Annotated in this window: 17 protein-coding genes; 2 read left to right on the plus strand and 15 right to left on the minus strand. The window is 43.2% G+C overall.

Annotation, left to right across the window (positions count from 1 at the left end; genetic code table 11):
• Positions 1-91: 91 nt before the first annotated feature.
• The 15 genes from thrP to trxA form a co-directional block, all read right to left on the minus strand.
• A complete protein-coding gene (gene thrP, locus M1E93_RS17745; RefSeq protein ID WP_004915515.1) occupies positions 92-1,480 on the minus strand; it encodes a bifunctional threonine/serine APC transporter ThrP in 1,389 nt (462 codons plus the stop codon).
• A gap of 289 nt (positions 1,481-1,769) precedes the next feature.
• Positions 1,770-2,507, minus strand: coding sequence for a lipopolysaccharide N-acetylmannosaminouronosyltransferase (wecG, locus tag M1E93_RS17750; RefSeq protein WP_004915511.1), 738 nt, complete (start codon positions 2,505-2,507; stop codon positions 1,770-1,772).
• A 9-nt stretch (positions 2,508-2,516) separates the two neighbouring features.
• On the minus strand, positions 2,517-3,872 hold the full coding sequence (gene wzyE / locus M1E93_RS17755; RefSeq protein ID WP_004915508.1) for an ECA oligosaccharide polymerase: 1,356 nt from the start codon (positions 3,870-3,872) through the stop codon (positions 2,517-2,519).
• On the minus strand, positions 3,869-4,951 hold the full coding sequence (locus tag M1E93_RS17760) for a TDP-N-acetylfucosamine:lipid II N-acetylfucosaminyltransferase (RefSeq protein ID WP_426207041.1): 1,083 nt from the start codon (positions 4,949-4,951) through the stop codon (positions 3,869-3,871). The genes wzyE and M1E93_RS17760 overlap by 4 nt, the downstream gene beginning before the upstream one ends.
• Positions 4,948-6,198 carry a lipid III flippase WzxE gene (wzxE, locus tag M1E93_RS17765; RefSeq protein ID WP_004915501.1) on the minus strand — a complete coding sequence of 417 codons (1,251 nt, stop codon included), beginning with the start codon at positions 6,196-6,198 and terminating at the stop codon, positions 4,948-4,950. Before wzxE ends, M1E93_RS17760 begins: the two co-directional genes overlap by 4 nt.
• A complete protein-coding gene (gene rffA / locus M1E93_RS17770) occupies positions 6,198-7,328 on the minus strand; it encodes a dTDP-4-amino-4,6-dideoxygalactose transaminase (RefSeq protein ID WP_004915497.1) in 1,131 nt (376 codons plus the stop codon). The genes wzxE and rffA overlap by 1 nt, the downstream gene beginning before the upstream one ends.
• Positions 7,315-8,055, minus strand: coding sequence for a dTDP-4-amino-4,6-dideoxy-D-galactose acyltransferase (gene rffC, locus M1E93_RS17775; RefSeq protein WP_040132555.1), 741 nt, complete (start codon positions 8,053-8,055; stop codon positions 7,315-7,317). The genes rffA and rffC overlap by 14 nt, the downstream gene beginning before the upstream one ends.
• Positions 8,033-8,914: a glucose-1-phosphate thymidylyltransferase RfbA gene (gene rfbA / locus M1E93_RS17780; protein WP_004915489.1), complete on the minus strand. Its 882-nt coding sequence runs from the start codon at positions 8,912-8,914 to the stop codon at positions 8,033-8,035. The genes rffC and rfbA overlap by 23 nt, the downstream gene beginning before the upstream one ends.
• Before the next feature lie 9 nt (positions 8,915-8,923).
• Entirely contained in the window at positions 8,924-9,991 is a 1,068-nt protein-coding gene (rffG, locus tag M1E93_RS17785) for a dTDP-glucose 4,6-dehydratase (protein WP_004915487.1), read from the minus strand.
• Complete coding sequence (gene wecC / locus M1E93_RS17790) at positions 9,988-11,250, minus strand: UDP-N-acetyl-D-mannosamine dehydrogenase (RefSeq protein ID WP_426207042.1); 1,263 nt, start codon at positions 11,248-11,250, stop codon at positions 9,988-9,990. The genes rffG and wecC overlap by 4 nt, the downstream gene beginning before the upstream one ends.
• On the minus strand, positions 11,247-12,377 hold the full coding sequence (wecB, locus tag M1E93_RS17795; protein WP_004915481.1) for a non-hydrolyzing UDP-N-acetylglucosamine 2-epimerase: 1,131 nt from the start codon (positions 12,375-12,377) through the stop codon (positions 11,247-11,249). The genes wecC and wecB overlap by 4 nt, the downstream gene beginning before the upstream one ends.
• 95 nt (positions 12,378-12,472) lie before the next feature.
• Positions 12,473-13,531 (minus strand): ECA polysaccharide chain length modulation protein, encoded by a 1,059-nt coding sequence (wzzE, locus tag M1E93_RS17800; RefSeq protein WP_014657281.1) that lies wholly within the window; start codon positions 13,529-13,531, stop codon positions 12,473-12,475.
• 31 nt (positions 13,532-13,562) lie between these two features.
• Positions 13,563-14,651, minus strand: a complete 1,089-nt coding sequence (gene wecA, locus M1E93_RS17805; protein WP_004915476.1) for a UDP-N-acetylglucosamine--undecaprenyl-phosphate N-acetylglucosaminephosphotransferase — start codon at positions 14,649-14,651, stop codon at positions 13,563-13,565.
• 724 nt (positions 14,652-15,375) lie between these two features.
• A complete protein-coding gene (gene rho / locus M1E93_RS17810) occupies positions 15,376-16,635 on the minus strand; it encodes a transcription termination factor Rho (RefSeq protein ID WP_004915469.1) in 1,260 nt (419 codons plus the stop codon).
• Positions 16,636-17,316: 681 nt separating this feature from the next.
• Complete coding sequence (gene trxA, locus M1E93_RS17815; RefSeq protein ID WP_004915462.1) at positions 17,317-17,643, minus strand: thioredoxin TrxA; 327 nt, start codon at positions 17,641-17,643, stop codon at positions 17,317-17,319.
• A 117-nt stretch (positions 17,644-17,760) separates the two neighbouring features.
• On the opposite strand from trxA, the gene rhlB reads away from it, so the two are divergent.
• Entirely contained in the window at positions 17,761-19,047 is a 1,287-nt protein-coding gene (rhlB, locus tag M1E93_RS17820) for an ATP-dependent RNA helicase RhlB (RefSeq protein WP_004915459.1), read from the plus strand.
• Between the two features lie 11 nt (positions 19,048-19,058).
• Positions 19,059-20,564, plus strand: a complete 1,506-nt coding sequence (gppA, locus tag M1E93_RS17825) for a guanosine-5'-triphosphate,3'-diphosphate diphosphatase (RefSeq protein WP_004915455.1) — start codon at positions 19,059-19,061, stop codon at positions 20,562-20,564.
• The last annotated feature ends 27 nt before the right edge of the window (positions 20,565-20,591 follow it).

Here is a 20,591-nt window from a genome sequence, read left to right on the forward strand (position 1 = left end):
AAAAATATCGATTGCTTGCCTTTTGCTCGTTTTGTCGATAAAGAGAGCATTTTTCCTCTCTTTATCACGAAAATGTTAAATAAAAATATCATCAAGAGTGGATTGTACTATCACCTTTACCACGATTGATGATCCGGAGCAAAAAGTACAGGATAGACACTACCGCTAAAAAGATAGCGCCAACAATTAACGATAACCGCGTCTCAGGGTTAATCGCCATCCCTACCAACACACAAACTAAAAACAGTAAGGTGGCATAGTTCACCCAAGGAAATAAAATGGATTTAAATGGGTGTTGAGCTAGCTTATCTTTGTTTTGCTGACGAAAGCGGAGCTGACTAGTCAAAATAACCAACCAAGGCACCATACCGGGTAGAACGCTCGCACTATAGACATAAACAAAGACTTTCTCTGAGTCAGGAATAATATAATTTAAACTTGAGCCGACTAATAGGCACAGTATCGTGAAGCCAACACAGCGCGCTGGCACGCCATTACGTGTGAGTTTCAATAATGAAGGTGGTAGTTGCTTGTTTTGAGCTAACGCATACAGCATTCGCCCTCCACTGTACATGCCACTATTACAACCGGACAACGCGGCAGTTAGTACGACAAAGTTAATGACAGCCGCCGCCGAAACAATACCAACTTTTGCAAAGGTCAGTACAAATGGGCTACCTTGTTGACCAACTTCAGTCCAAGGGAACAAAGTCACGACAATAAAAATGGCGCCGACATAAAAAATTAAAATACGCCATAGAATATTATTGATCGCCTTTTTCAACGTAACCTGTGGATTTTTAGCTTCACCGGCGGTGATCCCCACTAGCTCTACCCCTTGGTAAGAAGCGACAACAATACATAATGCAAACAGGAACCCTTTCCAACCCCCCGCAAAAAAACCGCCATGCTCTGTTAAATTACCAAGGCCTATTGGCTCAAAATGGTTACCGATCCCAAGGAATATTAGCCCTAAGCCGATTAAAATCATGACAACAATAGTTGTCACCTTTATCATCGCAAACCAAAATTCTAGCTCACCATACAACCTAACCGCCGCAAGGTTCGCTAAGGCCACCAAGATAACGGCGGTTAAGGCAAATACCCACTGAGGTGCATCGGGGAACCAATAGGAAGCATAAGAGCCGATGGCGGTGATCTCTGAGATACCTACAGCCACCCACATAAACCAGTAGCCCCACGCCGTTAAACATCCCCAAAATGGGCTTAAATATTTATAACCAAAGGCAGCAAAAGAGCCTGTCACAGGCTCTACAAACAACATTTCCCCCATTGAGCGCATAATAAAAAAGACAAAAATGCCTGCAATAATATAGGCTAACAATACTGAAGGACCTGCCCACTTTAAGGTGCTCGCTGATCCCATAAAAAGGCCAACACCGATTGTTCCACCTAGTGCAATCAGCTCAATATGACGTGCCTCTAAGCCTCGCTGTAGCCCTTGCTGTGAATTCTCCATAAATTCCCCTGTCGTAACAAAAAAGATAAATCATGGCTTATGAGTATTTATAGTAATAAGCACAATCAATATTCATAAAAAGACTGTTTTATCAGTCGAAAAAAATGACATATTCCAGTGTTTGAACCGAAAGCTCGTAACTTACATGTATTTTTGATGAATTATAGAAATAATTGAAGAAAGAGACCAGAAGTAACGTTTATGTTATTAAAGGGAGGTGAAAATTGACAAGATGGTGACATGTCACAGCGCAATAAAGGTAACTTACGCCGTGACATGCTATGCAAAACTACAGCTTGCCGCCATAGTAGTAAGCTAAAAATTTCAACAATTTAAACTGTCTTTTAATGCGGGTCGGCTGAGATAATAAGCGATATAACCACTCTAATCCTAAATTTTGCCAGACTTTAGGGGCGCGTTTTACGTGCCCAGTAAAGACATCGTAAGTGCCACCAACGCCCATATAGAGTGCATCTGGGTAAACTTTTCGACAATCGCGCATTAAGATCTCTTGCTTGGGTGACCCCATCGCGACTGTTACAATTTTTGCGCCGCTGGCTCGAATTCGCTCAAACAGAGCATCTCTATCCTCTGCCGTAAAATAGCCATTTTGTGAGCCAACAATATTCACATTCCACTGCGCTCGTAGCTTATTCTCTGTTTGCTCAAGGATCTCCGGCTTACCACCAACTAAAAAAACAGGCGTGCCTTCTTTCCCTGCGCGTTCCATTAACGCTTCCCAAAGATCAGCTCCCGCTACACGAGAGACTTGCGCTTGAGGGTATTTACGGCGAATAGCGCGCACAATACTGATACCATCTGCATAGAGATATTCCGCTTGCCCAAGCAACGTATTTAATGCCGCATCCTTTTCTGCTGTCATCACTTTTTCAGCATTGATAGCCACCAGCGTACCTGATTTTGTTTCACCGTCTGCAAATAGGTGATCCAGAAAATGCGTCATATCTTTGAAGCCCCATATTTGGTGGCCTCTGATACTATATTGTGGAATAGATTGCTGTTCCATAATGCTCCTTTAGCGGTCTCCGCGACGTTGGCTTCCTAAGTAAGAAGCTGTTTTTGCCCGAATAAGCCCCGCACTTTCAAATAACCAGTACAGTAATTTCGCCAGAATCAAACAAAGTCCGAAAATGAGGCAGAAAAAGACTACGCGTGACACGAAGGAGTCGACCCCTTCACGTGCTAACACAATGATGTTAAAAATAGCCCCAAAGCAAAAAGCTTGCATAATGGCGGCTTTATAGCGATTTGACTCTTTTAGGCTCATGCCGTAGATCCAGTCAAACCATTTAATGATTAACCCAACCACAATCGCACCGAGTAGGATAAATGGCACGCCCCCCATCACCACTAATGAACCAATCAATGTAGGCGAAATTGCCAATCCAGAGTGGTTATTGAGCACTTCCCAAGTAAAGTAGTTTGCTGAGTTCAGTACCGTGTCAGGTCGCTCAGGCCATAACCACGATGGAATGAAGACATAAAAATCACGCACAATAGGCGCCAAACCTTGGAATTCTATCTTGTCATAGTGACTCAACAATAGAGCAAGATTTTCCCATGGTGAGAAGGTATCTCGGGTCAGATATAAGAAGGTATAAAACGCCTCTGCACCACTCACATCAAGGCCATAGCGTTTTAACGCTAGCCAGAACATACCGATAATACTCGCGACACCTGCCGCCACTAGCATCCAAAGTGTGATCCACCTTCTGACGATACCAATAAACAAAAATAGGGCGAATGCAATAATGATATTGGCTCGCGTTCCGCCAACAATCACATACGTCAGAAAACCGAATGCAACGGTACTGACGAGAAAGAAAAGCCAGCGTTTTTGTGATGGTCGCAAGAAGTACACAATCAACATTGCAGGGATAAAGAAGTAGAAAAAGCGCTTTAGCGCGACCCCTGAAACCTGACTGGAGAATATTTGGCTATACGATTTAAGTTTGAACAGTAAAAAACCATTCTGTAAGAAAAAGATCCCTACTGTCACCACCGCAACCGCAATCAACAATAAGCAGGTTAGGTTCGTTTCCACTTTATTCATGGTGAAGAGCGGTCGCTTAGCAGTGGTCGCACTTTTGGTTAGGCGTGTTTTATAAGCAACATAATAAATAGCATAAAAACTGGTTGCCGCCAGTTGAGCGTAGAGCAAGTACTCAGCCGGAACAACTGCCACATCAAATTGGAAAACCAAAGCACAAGTCAGCGGAAAACCAAAATAAAATGTCAGTAAATACAACAGCGAAAAGAAAATATTAAAATTAAAACGTACACGTCGAAACTCTGTGTAGAGCAGTGTTCCGATAAAGATAATGGAGATTAGATAGACAAGCGATAAGCCCCCTAACTCGGCTAAGGTCATGCCTGCTCCTCCGCAACACCTAAAATCGTTTTCCAACCATCCGTAAAGTTAGGGGCAAAAAAATCGATATGTTGTTTATCCAGCAACGTCATTTGCCGCTGAGCCTCATCAACAAGGCCTAACGATAGCTCATCGCCATAGAAAAAGACGGGCACATTCTGTGCCGTTAAATCCTGCCAAAAGGTATTTTGTCGGCTGATCACAAACGGGATACCAAACTGGATCAACAGGCACAGCGTTCCCACCCCTTGCTGGCGATTAAAGATAAAATAGCCTAAATCACATGTCCTCAATAAATCGAGGTAATCCGCAAACGCCATCCGCTCTTTTAAGATACTGACTTGGTCTGCCTTAAATAGCGTTTGAGCCGCCTTCTCGACCTGTTGGATATAAGCTTGGTTATTATCCGGATACCCCATCGGTACGATGACCTTAACTTGCTCACCAAATTGCTGTTTAATCGCGCCCAGAGCCTCTATATGACGATTTGATTGATCACCTGAGTTACCTAATAGGATTGTCAATGTCTCGCCCTGACGCGCTGGACGCTCATTTAACGTCAGAGCAGGATCCATTCGTGTTGGGAAGTATAAAATTGAGGCCGGTACTTTTGGGTTAGATTGCTGGAAATAACATAAATCACCGCGGGTCGCACAAACGTGCCCCACTTTTTTTTGCGCCAAACGACGCAATACATAAAAAAGCTTAAACTTTAATGATTTTGACTTTTCATACAGGTCTGCACCCCAAATATGCCACCAAAACTGGTGAGATTTAATTTTACCAAATAGGAGGGCTAACCAAATCGGCGCGTTAAACTGACCATGAAAGAAAAAACGTTCTCGGCGATCTGCCATTGCACGTTGGATCACCGCATTCGCTATCGCTTTTTTACTTTCAAAAACATCGATATTCAGCTTTGGATATGCAGCCGCAAGCTGAGTATCGCGACTAACCACCATAAAATGGGGTTTTTGTGACGCTGTATTTTCCTTACAGATCACGTCATTAAAAAACGTCAACACCGTTTGATTATGGTGAGGGAGTTCAGATCCCAGTACATGTATTAAGGTTGTCATACTCGCCTACGGTAAATCAAAAATACGCAACAACAGAGGAGAAAATACACGATATATGTCGCCATATAGGCTTGTGTTGCCCCTACAGCCCCGTGCATAGGTATCAGCCAATGGGAAAAGCCCATTAAGAGAATAAACTGGCTCACCTCAGTTAAAATATAAAAACGCAATGCTGCCTTCGCAATCACAAGATAACCAAAGACATATGCACCGACTTTCAGCACATCGCCCACTAATTGCCATGCGAATAAGTCTCGCATTCCATTAAATTTTTCAGAAAACAGCAACCAAATCGCAAAGTCACGTAATAGCCACACCATAAAACTGGCTACGGCGACAGCAGGTAACACAAATTTTAACGTCTTAAGGATCTCAGCAGAAATTTCATTTTTATGTTGTAGCCGAGAGAGTGTAGGCAGCAAATACACAGAAAATGTCGCGGTAATAAACTGCAAGTAAGCATCTGAAATTGTGCTAACCCCTGTCCATAAGCCTACATCATCCCAACTATATTGTGCTGCGAGCAAATTCCGCATCATGATATAGGCAACGGGCAAAGTCACCGACGTAATTAACGCCATAATGGTAAATTTGCCTAGGTTAGTCGCTACGGCTTTATCCCAAGCAGGCTTTAACATCGATAATGCAAACCGCTTACGGCGAATCATCATCAAGGCAGCAGGTAAAACCACTAATGCAGGAACCAATGCCAAGCCTGCTAAAGCGCCATCATAACCACCTAATGTGTAGCATAAATAATAAGCAACTACACCAATTATACTCCCAAAGATAATCGATTGAGCATTACCCGATGCGTCTCGATAACCTTTAAGGATCGCCAAGAAGTAGTTAGCGTAAGCAATGCCCATCTGAATAAAGGCAACCGCCTGAATAACAGATTGATAGTCCTTGCTGTCGAATAGCCCTTCACTTATTGGGCCACTAAAAAACAGGAATATCAGCGCTAATAGTGTCGAAAAACCAAGAATAAGTGTTGATGATGTCCCTAATACCGCACGTAACTTTTCAGGGTCTTGATGGTGTTCTGCGACATATTTAGTCACACCATTAAAAATACCCGCTCCCGATAAAACACCCAACACTGTGATTAACTGGCGGAAGTTCCCCGCCAGACCAACCCCACTCGGGCCAAACGTGACTGCTAATAATTTGACGATAAGTAGGCCTGCCCCGATTTTTATCAGGGTAGACCCAGCAGTCCAAACTGAAGCTTTGGCTAACGACATTAGGCAAAAAACGCCTTAATTTTTGCAATTACCGTTTGTTGTTCATCATCTGTCATATTGTAGAACATAGGCAGACGCACTAAACGGTCACTTTCACTGGTCGTATAACGGTCTTCACCGTGGAAACGTCCAAATTCTTCCCCAGCAGGGCTAGTATGCAACGCAACATAGTGGAACACCGTTAAAACGCCATTTGATTTCATGTATTCATTAAAAGCAGTACGCTCTTCAACATCTTTTAGCTTGATGTAGAACATATGGGCGTTATGCACTAACCCTTCGGGCACGATAGGTAATGCAAGTTTACCTTCCTGCGCTAATGGTGATAACGCCTCATAGTAGCGTTGCCATAGTAGCAATCGGCGATCATTGATTTTTTCAGCTTCTTCAAGCTGAGCCCACAAATAAGCCGCTTGTAAATCTGACAAGAGATAGCTGGAACCAATATCACGCCAAGTGTACTTATCTACCTGACCACGGAAAAACTGACTGCGGTTAGTTCCTTTTTCACGGATCACTTCGGCACGGTTAATCAACGACTTATCATTGACCAGTGTTGCCCCGCCTTCACCTCCTGACGAGTAGTTTTTCGTTTCATGGAAACTATAGCAGCCGATATGACCAATAGTACCTAATGCTCGGCCTTTGTATGTCGACATAACACCTTGTGCCGCATCTTCAATCACAAATAGGTTATGTTTTTTCGCGATAGCCATGATGGTATCCATTTCGCAAGCGACGCCCGCATAATGGACTGGAACGATAGCACGAGTACGTTCGGTGATTGCAGCTTCAATTTTTGTTTCATCCATGTTCATGGTGTCTGGACGTACATCCACGAAAACAATGGTAGCCCCTCTTAATACAAACGCATTTGAGGTAGAAACGAAGGTAAAGCTTGGCATGATCACTTCATCACCAGGCTTGATGTTAATTAGGATCGCCGCCATCTCTAACGAAGCGGTACAAGAAGGTGTTAACTGGACTTTAGGGCAATCAAAGCGCTTTTCCATCCACTCTTCACAACGTTTTGTAAAACCACCATCACCACATAGCTTGCCGCTTTCCATGGCTTGCTTCATATACGTTAATTCAGTTCCTACAACGGGTGGTTTATTAAATGGAATCATGTTGTCCCCTATATAACCAATAAGCAGTGCTAGCAACCGAAGCACCACTACGTGAATAAAGATTTAATGCCGCAATGTTGCTGATTTGGGTAGCCACATTTAACTGTCTTTTTTCGTGTTGCTCACACCAGACAACGGCTGCGGACATCAATTTACGGCCAATTCCTCGCCCAGTAGCGCTAGGCATAACAGCGAGTAGGCCGATACGCGCTGTGTCATCATCAAGGTGTCTCAAACTCACAAAGCCTAAGATATCCCCCGACGCGTCTTTTACTAATAAACAAGTATGGTCAAATGTGCCTAAAACCGCTTTTTCTATCCATAGTGCATAAAAACGCCCACTGTCGCCTTCACGATACCAAGGAGACCGAAAACGGCTTTGGCTAAACACTTGTGCCGCCGCATGGCGTAATACAGGAATATCTTCCGCAACAGCGGGTTCAACCCGATCTGTTGCCACTAATCGACTTTTTAAATAAGCATTTTCTGTGCCAATAGTCAGCGCAAAATCAATTTCACCTTCGACGAGAGAGAAACCAAGCTGCATTAGCCCATCTAAACGCTCAGTATCACTAGCAAGTATCTTGGCTTGAGTAATAGCATAACCGTCTAATTGGCTTGCAAGAACCGTCTCAGCGTGTGGCGCTGCGAAATCTAGTTTCGCCGTAGAGAGTCCGAAAAAATCAGACTCCCATTGTAGACAATCAATACTGGCGCGGACGGACACGGAGGAGATCCTCTAAATATTGGCCATAACCCGTTTTACTCAGTTGTTTTGCCGATGCCTGAACTTGCTCATCAGACAACCAACCATTACGCCATGCAATTTCTTCTAAACAGGCGACTTTGAAACCTTGACGTTTTTCAACCGTTTGTACAAAAGTACCCGCTTCAATTAAGCTATCGTGAGTGCCCGTATCTAGCCATGCAAAGCCACGCCCCAACAGTTCGACGTTTAGCTCACCTTTGTCCAAATACATTTGGTTGATAGAGGTAATTTCCAGCTCCCCTCGCTCTGAAGGTTTCACCTGCTTAGCGAAATCAACGACCTGATTATCGTAGAAATAAAGCCCCGTCACCGCCCAGTTAGAAAGCGGCTTTTTCGGTTTTTCTTCGATGGATAACACTTTGAAGTCATCATCAAACTCCACCACACCAAAACGCTCTGGATCCATAACTTGATAACCAAATACCGTGGCACCTTGTGTTCTTGCCGCAACGGATTTCAGTTTTGGACTAAATGAATGACCAAAGAAGATGTTGTCACCTAGCACCAAGCAGCATGCATCACCATTGATAAACTCTTCACCAATAATAAACGCTTGAGCAAGGCCATCCGGTGAAGGCTGCTCGGCATAACTCAGCTGAATGCCAAACTCATGTCCATCACCAAGTAAGCGTTTAAACATGGGCAGATCATCCGGAGTAGAAATAATCAATATCTCCCGGATCCCTGCCAACATCAGTACTGACAATGGATAATAGATCATCGGTTTATCATAGATAGGTAATAACTGTTTCGAGATGCCCCGTGTAATCGGATGCAAACGCGTTCCCGAACCACCAGCCAATATAATCCCTTTCATGATCCCCCCTTAAGCGCCTAAACCAAGGCGTTCTCCTGCATAAGAACCATCTTGCACACGACGCCACCAAGTTTCGTTATTCAGATACCACTGCACTGTCTTACGGATCCCTGATTCGAATGTTTCTTGAGGCGTCCAACCTAATTCACGTGCGATTTTATCGGCATCAATGGCATAGCGCATGTCATGACCTGGCCTATCCGTCACATAAGTGATAAGGTCACGGTAATGTGCAACCCCTTCTGGCTTCTGCGGATGAAGTTCTTCAAGTAGCTCACAAATAGTCTCGACCACATCAATATTACGACGTTCATTGTGACCACCAATGTTATAAGTGGTACCCGGCTGTGCTGTCGTTGCCACCAAATATAAGGCGCGAGCATGGTCTTCAACAAATAACCAATCGCGGATCTGCTCACCTTTGCCATAAACAGGTAATGGCTTACCTGCTAACGCATTGATGATAATCAGTGGGATCAGTTTTTCTGGAAAATGGTATGGCCCATAATTATTTGAGCAATTGGTGATCATGGTTGGCAGGCCATAAGTACGCTGCCAAGCCCGCACTAAATGGTCACTCGATGCTTTAGAAGCCGAATAAGGGCTGCTTGGCGCATAAGGCGTGGTTTCAGTAAAGAAACCGTCCGGCCCTTCCAAATCGCCATACACTTCGTCAGTTGAGATGTGATGGAAACGGAATTGCGCTTTTTTCGCGGCATCTAAGCCCATCCAGTAATGACGAGCCGCCTCTAATAGCGTGTATGTACCGACAATATTGGTTTCAATAAAGGCGGCAGGGCCATCAATAGAGCGGTCAACATGGCTTTCTGCGGCTAAATGCATCACGGCATCGGGTTGATATTTCGCAAAAACGCGGTCTAACTCAGCGCGATGGCAAATATTCACTTGCTCAAACGCATAGCGGTCGCTATTTGACACCTCACTGAGTGACTCTAAATTGCCCGCATAAGTTAAGCAGTCTACGACAACCGCACTGTCGTTAGTATTTTCAATGATATGACGAACAACCGCAGAGCCGATAAAACCGGCTCCACCTGTGATTAGTATGCGTTTCAACGCCAAACTCCTTTGGTATCCACAACCCATTTTTGCTGAATCAATGAACCTTGAATGGCTTTAAATTGGTTATGATCCACCAGCATTAAAATCACATCAGCATTGGTGATTGCATCTTCAATCGATGCCAGCTCTACAATGCCTTTTAGTGCCGTTGGCAATTCATGGATATGTGGCTCAACCGCATACGTTTTACCTTTATTCCAGCTCGCCACCATTTTCGTGATATGCATCGCTGGGCTTTCACGCAAATCGTCAATATTGGGTTTAAATGATAGACCAAAGCAGGCAATAGTCACTTCGCTCGCCTTTTTACCTGTTTCAGCTAAACAATCTGCCACCGCAGCTTTGACCTGATCAACAACCCAAATTGGTTTGCCATCATTGACTAAACGCGCGGTGTGGATCAAACGAGACTGTTGTGGGTTTTGTGCCACAATGAACCATGGGTCAACGGCAATACAGTGTCCACCAACACCTGGGCCCGGCTGTAGAATATTGACGCGAGGGTGACGATTCGCCAAACGGATCAGTTCCCACACATTGATATCTTGTTCGGCACAAATCAGTGAGAGTTCGTTTGCAAATGCGATGTTCAGATCTCGGAAGCTGTTTTCTGTCAGCTTACACATCTCGGCGGTTCTTGCATTCGTGATAACACATTCACCTTCAAGGAAAATGTTATACAGCTCGCTCGCACGTAATGATGATTTTGGCGTCATACCACCAACAACACGGTCATTTTTAATCAATTCAACCATGACTTGACAGGGTAATACACGCTCAGGGCAATAAGCCACATCAATGTCCGCCGCTTCCCCTGCTTGGTGAGGGAAAGTGAGATCAGGACGCGCTTGAGCCATCCATTCAGACATCTGTTCAGTCGTGCCAACAGGAGAAGTAGACTCTAAAATGACTAAATCCCCTTTTTTCAATACCGGAGCGATAGACTCTGCGGCTGCTCTTACATAAGTAAGATCAGGTTCATGTTCACCTTTAAATGGGGTTGGCACTGCTATCAAATAGGCATCGGCAGGCTGTGGTTTAGTAAAAGCTTTCAGATGACCTGCTTCAACCGCGCTTTTTACGACGAGGTCAAGCTCTGGCTCGACAATATGGATTTTCCCCTGATTAATGGTATCAACCGCATGCTGGTTGACATCAACGCCAATCACTTGCTTTTTGCGTGACGCAAAAGCGGCTGCTGTTGGCAAACCAATATAACCAAGGCCGATAACAGAAATAGTTTCAAAACTCATAATTTCACCTGATTGCTTTTTAGTGCTTCAAGAATACGCTGACAAGCATGACCATCCCCATAGGGGTTATGCGCGCGGCTCATTGCATGATATTCCGCTTCATCTGTCAGTAACCGGTTAACTTCTGCAACAATTTTTTGTGTATCTGTACCCACAAGACGCACTGTTCCAGCTTCAACAGCTTCAGGACGTTCTGTGGTATCTCTCATAACTAAAACAGGTTTGCCTAGTGATGGCGCCTCTTCTTGGATCCCGCCTGAATCAGTCAAGATCAGGTAGGCATGGTTCATCAAATAGACAAAGGGTAAATACTCCTGAGGAGTAATCAGAATAATATTATCAATGCCATGTAAAATACGTTTTACGGGTTCACTGACATTCGGGTTTAAATGCACAGGGTAAACCACCTGAACATCAGGATGGCTTTGTGCAATTTCAGCCAAGGCATGACAAATACGTTCAAATCCACCACCAAAGCTTTCACGGCGATGGCCTGTGACTAAAATCATTTTCTTATTGGGATCAATAAACGGGTAATTCGCCGCCAATTTATCAGCCATGTGCTGGTCGCTCATCACTTTGTCGCGAACCCACAGCAAAGCATCAATCACACTATTTCCCGTCACAAAAATATGATTGTCGGGAATAGACTCTTTTAGTAAGTTTTGACGCGAATTTTCAGTTGGCGCGAAATGGTACATTGCAAGGTGCCCCGCAATCTTACGATTCGCTTCCTCTGGCCATGGTGAGTAGAGGTTACCTGTACGTAAGCCTGCCTCCACATGGCCAACAGGAATACGGTGGTAGAAAGCCGCTAAGCTCGTTGCCATTGTCGTCGCAGTATCCCCATGCACTAACACCACATCAGGTTGGAAATCGGCAAATACGTTTTTCAACCCTTCAAGAATACGACACGTAATATCGGTTAAATCTTGCCCTGGCTTCATAATATTGAGATCGTAATCGGGAGTAATCTCAAATAGCTTCAGTACCTGATCGAGCATTTCTCGGTGCTGGGCCGTCACACAGACTTTGGCTTCAAAAGCCGCATCCTTAGCAAGTGCATGAACCAACGGTGCCATCTTAATGGCTTCTGGTCGAGTGCCGAATACAGTCAATACTTTCACAGTGACTCTCTTATATTTATCTAATGCAGTTAGCTGCTTTTATTTATAATGACATTACACAGTGGCTGACATCATCGACAGCCACCTATTCAAAATCAGGACGGGCGACGGCGTGCAAGTACCACACCAGCACCAACCAATGCACCGATAGCTCCCCATAGAACCATCATAAAGGCTCTACGTGGGCTGTCACGTTTGACGGGGTCTTCAGGTGTTCTCAAATAGCGATAAGCCTGAAAACTGTCTTGGAGAGTGGGGCCAACACTCAGTGTAGATAACATTGCGATGTTTTGGTCATAATCAGTGTCGTGATCAGGGCCTGTCGCTTTTAATGTTTCAATCTGAGCTTCAAGTAATGGAACCCCTAATAGGAACATTTTAGAATCAGGAATTTCATCAACTGGTGCCGAGCTTTGATTACGCGAAATTCCCTGCTTTTGCGCAACTTTCAATGCTTGTTCGAGTAAATTTAAGCGTCTTTCATAAGCAGCTTGAGCAACCATATCTTCGCGTTTCACTAACGCTTTCATTGATTGCATTTTCGTTGCCCACGTTCCCTTAATTTCATCATTCAAGTTGGCTGTTGCACGTTGGTTAGCAAACTGTATGTACTCACGTAAAAGCTGATTAGCATCCGTGGACGTTTCCGCAATCAACTTAATGCTATCAGTGAGATTTTTTAGATTATCCGCAGGCGTGAATTCAATATTGTTAATCAATTCATCCAATAACGCCGCATCTGCTTTAGGGTCATTCTCTAAACGCTGCTTATAATAATCCGTCGTTAACCAAAACTGACGACGGGTATCATAAGAACCCACTTGCTTAATAAACTCTTGGTAAGCCTCATTCGCAATCGTTGGCAATTGCCCTTCTTGACCCGTCGAGTTAATACGGGAATCCAGGTTTCGTAAAAACTGTTGTTGCGAATAATAACTACCCAAATTGTTCACGGTTGGCAGGTCTGTGATCGCGGTTGAACTCCATTTTTGCTGCATAAAATAGGATGCACCCAACGCAATAGCGGCGAAAATCACCGCAAATGCCACGATCCAAATTTTACCTTGCCACAAAGAGCGGCATAAACCACGGATATCCAATTCCGGTTCTATCGGCGGCTGATACTGATTAGGTTGCGTTTCTGAGTTTTTCACTGCACAGAACCTCTATTATTTCCGTTTGTCGTTACCGTACTGCACCACCTCTACGCATACGACGTCTGACGCGCTTAATAAAACGAGCTACTTTCCATGCCCGTTTGATGCAGTAACCATACATAAAGAATACAAGCAAAAACAATGCCAACATGACCCATTCAGGCACAAATGTTAAGCGTTCACCAATAATTCCTATACATGCCAAAATGGCTGCTGCCAGTGTAATCAGAACAAAAGCCCCTCTTGGGCTAAAACCTGAACGCATAATCAAGTGATGAATGTGCTGACGGTCAGGTGAAAATGGACTCATACCTTTACGGATACGACGGTACATAATCGCCACCATATCCATCAATGGGATCGCAATAATCCATAATGCTGTCACAGGGTTGATTGGACGCCCTGCTTCCTGAGTTGATTCGACTAGGATCCAAATAATTGTAAAACCAATCAGTGTGCTTCCCGCATCACCCATAAAGACTTTAAAACGACGACCTAGTACACCTAAATTTAGGAAGATATAAGGAAGGATAGCTGCAATAAAGGCAAAACACCAAAATGCTAATCCATAATTGCCATTTTGATATAACAAAAAGCCTAATGCACCGAAAGAGACACAAGATAGCCCACCGAGTAACCCATCAATACCATCAACCATGTTGAACGCATTAATAGCTGCCCAAACAGCAAACAGTGTCACGATATAACCAAATGGCCCAAGCACTAACTCCCATGGCCCAAACGCATGACCTAATGACTCTAGTTTTAAGTCAGCCACGGTCATCATGACGACAGCGACTACGGCTTGTACACCTGCTCTTAGCTTAACACTGATATCAAACCGGTCATCTAACGCACCAATCAATACCAATAAGCCTGCACAGATTAAATATAACCATTTATGGGGTATATATTCTTCTGTAATAACAAACGCGAAGCAGATACCAAAAAAGACCGTTATCCCCCCAACTAAAGGGACCAGACCTACGTGTTTTTTTCTGAAGTTAGGTTTATCAACCAGCCCGATCTTCGTTGCCACAACTCGAGCGATAAAAATAAACACTAACGTGAACAAAAAAACGTAAAAAAGACTAGCAATAAATTGTGCGGTGTCCACGAGTCAACTCTCTTATTTTTTTATCTAACCAACCTAAAACCACAATGCCTTAGCTTATATTGCCTCAATAACAGGCAGCTAAGGTATTATCATCTCAAAAGAGATAAGTTCCATAAGACGAGTCTTCAATAACTATCACAATAACCCTATAAAGGCTTACCTAGTTGTTATTAGTGTAGCTTTTGTTCAATCATGTCTTATTAATGGATTTTATACTTAATGAAAGCAAGATGCATGCCATAAAGAACAATGCTTCTCTATGATTATAATTTTAGGCTGTTTTTCGTTTAATAAATGAACCTTTCCCAACCAATCAGAAAATGCCATTACGTAAATGATATCGTCATTAAATAAATACATGAAATACATGTATTAACTTAAAACAGTCAAACTTTGAATAAAACAATAAATCTATTTCATCCAACAAATTGATTTTCCATTTTGTGGCGACAAAAATCCAATATAAAAAGTACTATTTTTTATATAATTACTATTCTATTACTGTGAATGGCATCTCAATATTATAAATTGTTATCATCCAATGGTGAGTAAGTTGAATTTATATAAAAACATAACTTAAATTTAATTTACATAACAAATAAATAACAGAGCTATATAATAAGAAATAATTTCGATATTCATCAGAAAAATCAGTAAAAAAAATAAAAAAGCGCTGTCAAAAATTGACAGCGCTTTTTAAATTTAACAATTAGGAAGTTAGCAATTATGCTCTTTTCATAAAATCGAAAAATTCTTCGTTCGTTTTCGTCATTGCTAATTTACTAATGAGGAATTCCATTGCATCGATCTCACCCATAGGATGAATGATCTTACGTAAAATCCACATTTTTTGTAATTCATCTTGTGAAGTTAACAGCTCTTCTTTACGTGTACCTGAACGGTTATAGTCAATCGCAGGGAAAACACGTTTTTCAGCGATCTTACGAGACAGGTGTAGTTCCATGTTACCTGTACCTTTAAACTCTTCGTAAATCACTTCGTCCATTTTGGAGCCTGTGTCGACGAGCGCTGTTGCAATAATGGTTAAACTACCACCTTCTTCAACGTTACGTGCTGCACCAAAGAAACGCTTCGGACGGTGTAACGCATTTGCATCCACACCACCTGTTAAGACTTTACCTGATGAAGGAACAACAGTGTTATACGCTCGCGCAAGACGAGTAATAGAATCAAGTAAAATGATAACGTCTTTTTTATGCTCAACTAAACGTTTAGCTTTTTCAATCACCATTTCGGCGACTTGAACGTGACGTGCTGCTGGCTCATCAAACGTTGAAGCGATTACTTCACCTTTAACTAGGCGTTGCATTTCGGTAACTTCTTCTGGACGCTCATCAATAAGCAGAACCATCAAAACACAATCAGGGTAGTTATGTGCAATGTTAGCCGCGATATTTTGCAGCAACATGGTTTTACCTGCTTTTGGTGGAGCAACGATCAAACCACGTTGCCCACGGCCGATAGGCGCAGCTAAATCCAAAACACGCGCGGTTAAATCTTCTGTAGAACCGTTTCCACGTTCCATACGAAGACGATTGTTAGCATGTAATGGGGTTAAGTTTTCAAAGAGAATTTTGCTGCGGGCATTTTCAGGTTTATCAAAGTTAACTTCATTAACTTTCAATAGGGCAAAATAGCGTTCACCTTCTTTAGGAGGACGGATTTTTCCTGAAATTGTATCGCCTGTGCGAAGGTTGAAGCGGCGAATTTGGCTGGGAGAAACGTAGATATCATCGGGGCCTGCGAGGTAGGAACTGTCTGCTGAACGGAGGAAACCAAATCCATCCTGCAATATTTCCAGAACGCCATCGCCGAAGATATCCTCCCCGCTTTTAGCATGCTGCTTCAAAATCGAGAAGATAATATCCTGCTTTCTCATACGGGCTAAGTTTTCTAGCCCCATGTTTTCGCCTAATGTAATCAATTCTGATACTGGCGTATTTTTTAATTCGGTAAGATTCATAATGGTGGGTTCTTTAACTCGGGGTAATTCTCGAACTATGAACGTAAATTGAAGACAACTATATATAAGCTATATAAGTGCCAGTTTAACTTTATAACGCCCTGTTGATAGTTACAAACATCAACGGCTCAACAACGCGTAAAAATTCTTGCGCTTGTTATTGCTAAGACTGCGCTAACATATCGCGGCGATTCATCGGAATGATGTGCGGCTTATTATTAGAAACACAAACAATATTAGCAATAGTTTTTTGTGCATTTAAGGCAACATCTATCCCAATATCGCAAATTTACAGCTTTCAAAGCACTAAAACGCAAAACTCATGCCCTGAAACCCATCCCTAACTAGAACGCCTTCATACGGCTAATCCATATCTATCTTGAATTGATATTGTCAATTTACCACGAATGAAATGATTGAATGCGGCTAGCGCGACAACTCAATTTTCAAATTGATAATTCCAGAAATCAACACATTATCAGCCCTAGATCACAATATATGAACCACAACTGAACTGACAAACCAGATATTTATGATAAGAGCAACGGATTATAAAGTAATTCTTTCGGGTGCAATATGGGGATTGCCGATAACTTACCATGCTTCATTGAGGACGTCTAGCGGTGCGCCCTATAAAATAGATGTACCGCTAAACGTTTTACCTTAAACAACAACTATAACTTACAGATTTTCGTCCAAAAATTCTTTTAACTGAATTTTAGAGAAGATGCCCACTTTTGTTGCTACGACATTGCCATTTTTGAATAATAGGAGCGTAGGGATACCACGGATACCATATTTTGGTGCAGTAGCTGGGTTATCATCAATATTCAGTTTTGCGATGGTCAGTTTGCCTGTATATTCTTCAACAACTTCATCAAGAATAGGCGCAATCATTTTACAAGGACCACACCATGCAGCCCAGAAATCGACGAGAACAGGTGACGAGGCGTTTAAGACTTCGCTCTCAAAGCTTGCATCAGTTATATGAATAATTTTGTCGCTCATGTTGTACTCCAATGGATCATTTTTGCAGTCTTAGTGTAACATTAATTGGCAGCAGTATGCTTTATTTCAAAAGATACACTTTCGTAAACCAACCGTTAACTGATATTCTACCACACTATGAGTAAAGCACACTTGACAGAAAAGAAGTTTTCCGACTTCGCCTTACACCCCAAAGTCATTGAGGCCCTAAATAAAAAAGGCTTCAATTTTTGCACGCCTATACAGGCGTCTACCCTGCCTTTCACTGTCGAAGGCAAAGATGTTGCGGGGCAAGCGCAAACAGGAACGGGTAAAACGTTAGCATTTTTAACGTCTACATTTCATTATTTACTAACTCACCCTTCGATTGAGGGTAAAAAAGTCAATCAGCCCCGAGCGCTGATTATGGCACCCACCCGTGAACTGGCAGTGCAAATCTACTCAGATGCAAAAGAGCTTGCTGAGTATACGGGTCTAAAAATGGGGCTAGCCTATGGCGGTGATGGCTATGATGAGCAATTAAAGGTGCTACAAAATGGTGTTGATATTCTTATCGGCACAACGGGACGTTTAATTGACTATGCAAAACAAGGTCATATTGACTTAAATGCCGTACAAGTGGTTGTTCTAGATGAAGCTGATCGCATGTACGATCTGGGCTTTATTAAAGATATTCGTTGGTTATTCCGTCGCATGCCTGCGGTAACCGAAAGGTTAAACCTACTCTTTTCAGCTACGCTCTCTTACCGTGTCAGAGAACTTGCTTTTGAACAGATGAATAGCCCTGAATATATTGAAGTCGAGCCGTTACAAAAAACGGGTCACCGTATTAAAGAAGAGCTGTTTTATCCTTCAAATGAAGAGAAAATGCGCTTATTGCAAACGTTGCTTGAAGAAGAGTGGCCAGAGCGTTGTATTATTTTTGCCAATACCAAACATCGTTGCGATGAGATTTGGGCACACCTTGCGGCTGACGGTCATCGTGTAGGGCTACTCACCGGAGATGTTGCTCAGAAGAAACGACTGCGTATTTTAGAAGAGTTTACTCAAGGTAATCTCGATATTTTAGTTGCGACCGATGTCGCTGCTCGCGGGTTACATATTCCTTCTGTTACCCATGTCTTTAACTATGACTTACCTGATGATTGTGAAGACTATGTACACCGCATTGGTCGTACTGGTCGTGCAGGTGAAAGTGGTCATTCAATCAGCCTTGCTTGTGAAGAGTACGCTTTGAATCTACCCGCCATCGAAGAGTACATTCAACATTCGATTCCAGTGAGTAAGTACAACAGCGAAGCGTTATTAACTGACCTTCCTGCTCCGAAACGCCGCCATCGTCCGCGTCCAGGAGGGCCTCGTCGCAATTCAAATTCGCCACGTCGCCATAATGGCCCACGTAACAACCATAAACGTTCAGGCTGAGTAATAACGATATGCTGAAATCTTCTTCTCTCTATGCAGCAATTGATTTAGGTTCGAACAGTTTTCATATGCTGATCGTTCGTGAAGTTGCAGGCAGTATTCAAATTATTTCGAGAGTAAAACGCAAAGTGCGCCTAGCCGCTGGTTTAGATGGCAATAATATGCTGTCAGAACAAGCTATGGAGCGCGGTTGGCAATGTTTGAGGCTCTTTTCAGAGCACTTACAAGATATCCCTAGCGCTCAAATCCGTGTCGTCGCGACTGCAACATTGCGGCTGGCTAAAAATGCCGATGTTTTTGTGCAAAAAGCCAGTGAAATTCTAGGTAATACCGTCAAAGTTATTCAAGGAGAAGAAGAGGCGCGCTTAATTTACCAAGGCGTTGCTCACACAACCGGAGGCCCCGATCAGCGTTTAGTCGTTGATATTGGGGGAGGTAGTACCGAGCTGGTTACAGGTATCGGTGCCAAAGCCACTCAGCTATTTAGCCTTGAAATGGGTTGCGTCACTTGGCTAGAAAAATATTTTAGTGATCGCACACTCACCGAGGAGAATTTTACTCAAGCGGAGTTAGCCGCCCACGCGGTGATTGCCCCTATTGCGGATACCTTAAAAAATCATGGTTGGAAAATTTGTGTTGGTGCATCAGGCACCGTTCAAGCCATCCAAGAAATCATGATCGCGCAAGGCATGGATGAGCTGATTACTTTAGATAAGCTACAACAGCTTAAATATAAAGCCATTCAATGCCACAAGCTTGAAGAGTTAGAAATTGAAGGGCTCACCTTTGAGCGAGCGCTGGTATTCCCAAGCGGTCTGTCTATCCTCATCGCTATTTTTAAAGCTTTATCGATTGATAATATGACTTTAGCGGGTGGTGCATTGCGTGAAGGGTTAGTTTACGGCATGCTTGAATTACCCATTGAGCAAGATATTCGCGCTCGTACCTTGCGTAATATTCAGCGTCGCTTTCAAGTCGATATCGAGCAAGCTGCCCGCGTTAGCCAATTAGCAGAGCATTTCTTTTTACAGGTCTCTAAAAATTGGCAGCTAGACCTACGCTGCCGTGATTTATTATCAAGTGCCTGTGCTTTGCATGAAATCGGTTTAAGCGTTGACTTCCGCAAAGGGCCGGAGCATGCCAGTTACCTTATCACTAACCTTGACCTTCCTGGCTTTACTCCTGCACAAAAGCGCTTACTGGCTGCATTACTCCGCAATCAACACGGGCCTGTTGATCTAGCCACACTCAGTCAACAAAATGCTTTACCCATGCAACAAGCTTATCATTTATGCCGCCTGTTGCGATTAGCTATTCTTTTTGCAAGCCGTCGGCGAGATGATACATTGCCAGCATTACGACTTCATGCAGAGACCCATTCTCTGACGATTGTATTGCCTTACCGCTGGCTCGCAGAGCATCCATTACGAGCAGAAAACTTGCAACAAGAAGTTCAGTGGCAAGGTTATGTTAACTGGCCTTTGAAACTTGAAGAGCGTAATAGCTCCAACAATTAATTTTCCTCCTCACATTCGTTACAGTGA

The organism is Providencia sp. PROV272 (assembly GCF_049901975.1).
Lineage (GTDB): Bacteria > Pseudomonadota > Gammaproteobacteria > Enterobacterales > Enterobacteriaceae > Providencia > Providencia stuartii.

Bases quoted from the DNA above. Each gene is read 5' to 3' on its own strand.
- wecC (WP_426207042.1), bottom strand. From the start codon at position 11,250: ATGAGTTTTGAAACTATTTCTGTTATCGGCCTTGGTTATATTGGTTTG.
- wecG (WP_004915511.1), bottom strand. From the start codon at position 2,507: ATGGAACAGCAATCTATTCCACAATATAGTATCAGAGGCCACCAAATA.
- gppA (WP_004915455.1), top strand. From the start codon at position 19,059: ATGCTGAAATCTTCTTCTCTCTATGCAGCAATTGATTTAGGTTCGAAC.
- rffA (WP_004915497.1), bottom strand. From the start codon at position 7,328: ATGATTCCATTTAATAAACCACCCGTTGTAGGAACTGAATTAACGTAT.
- thrP (WP_004915515.1), bottom strand. From the start codon at position 1,480: ATGGAGAATTCACAGCAAGGGCTACAGCGAGGCTTAGAGGCACGTCAT.
- rho (WP_004915469.1), bottom strand. From the start codon at position 16,635: ATGAATCTTACCGAATTAAAAAATACGCCAGTATCAGAATTGATTACA.
- wzyE (WP_004915508.1), bottom strand. From the start codon at position 3,872: ATGACCTTAGCCGAGTTAGGGGGCTTATCGCTTGTCTATCTAATCTCC.
- M1E93_RS17760 (WP_426207041.1), bottom strand. From the start codon at position 4,951: ATGACAACCTTAATACATGTACTGGGATCTGAACTCCCTCACCATAAT.
- rfbA (WP_004915489.1), bottom strand. From the start codon at position 8,914: ATGAAAGGGATTATATTGGCTGGTGGTTCGGGAACGCGTTTGCATCCG.
- wzxE (WP_004915501.1), bottom strand. From the start codon at position 6,198: ATGTCGTTAGCCAAAGCTTCAGTTTGGACTGCTGGGTCTACCCTGATA.
- rhlB (WP_004915459.1), top strand. From the start codon at position 17,761: ATGAGTAAAGCACACTTGACAGAAAAGAAGTTTTCCGACTTCGCCTTA.
- trxA (WP_004915462.1), bottom strand. From the start codon at position 17,643: ATGAGCGACAAAATTATTCATATAACTGATGCAAGCTTTGAGAGCGAA.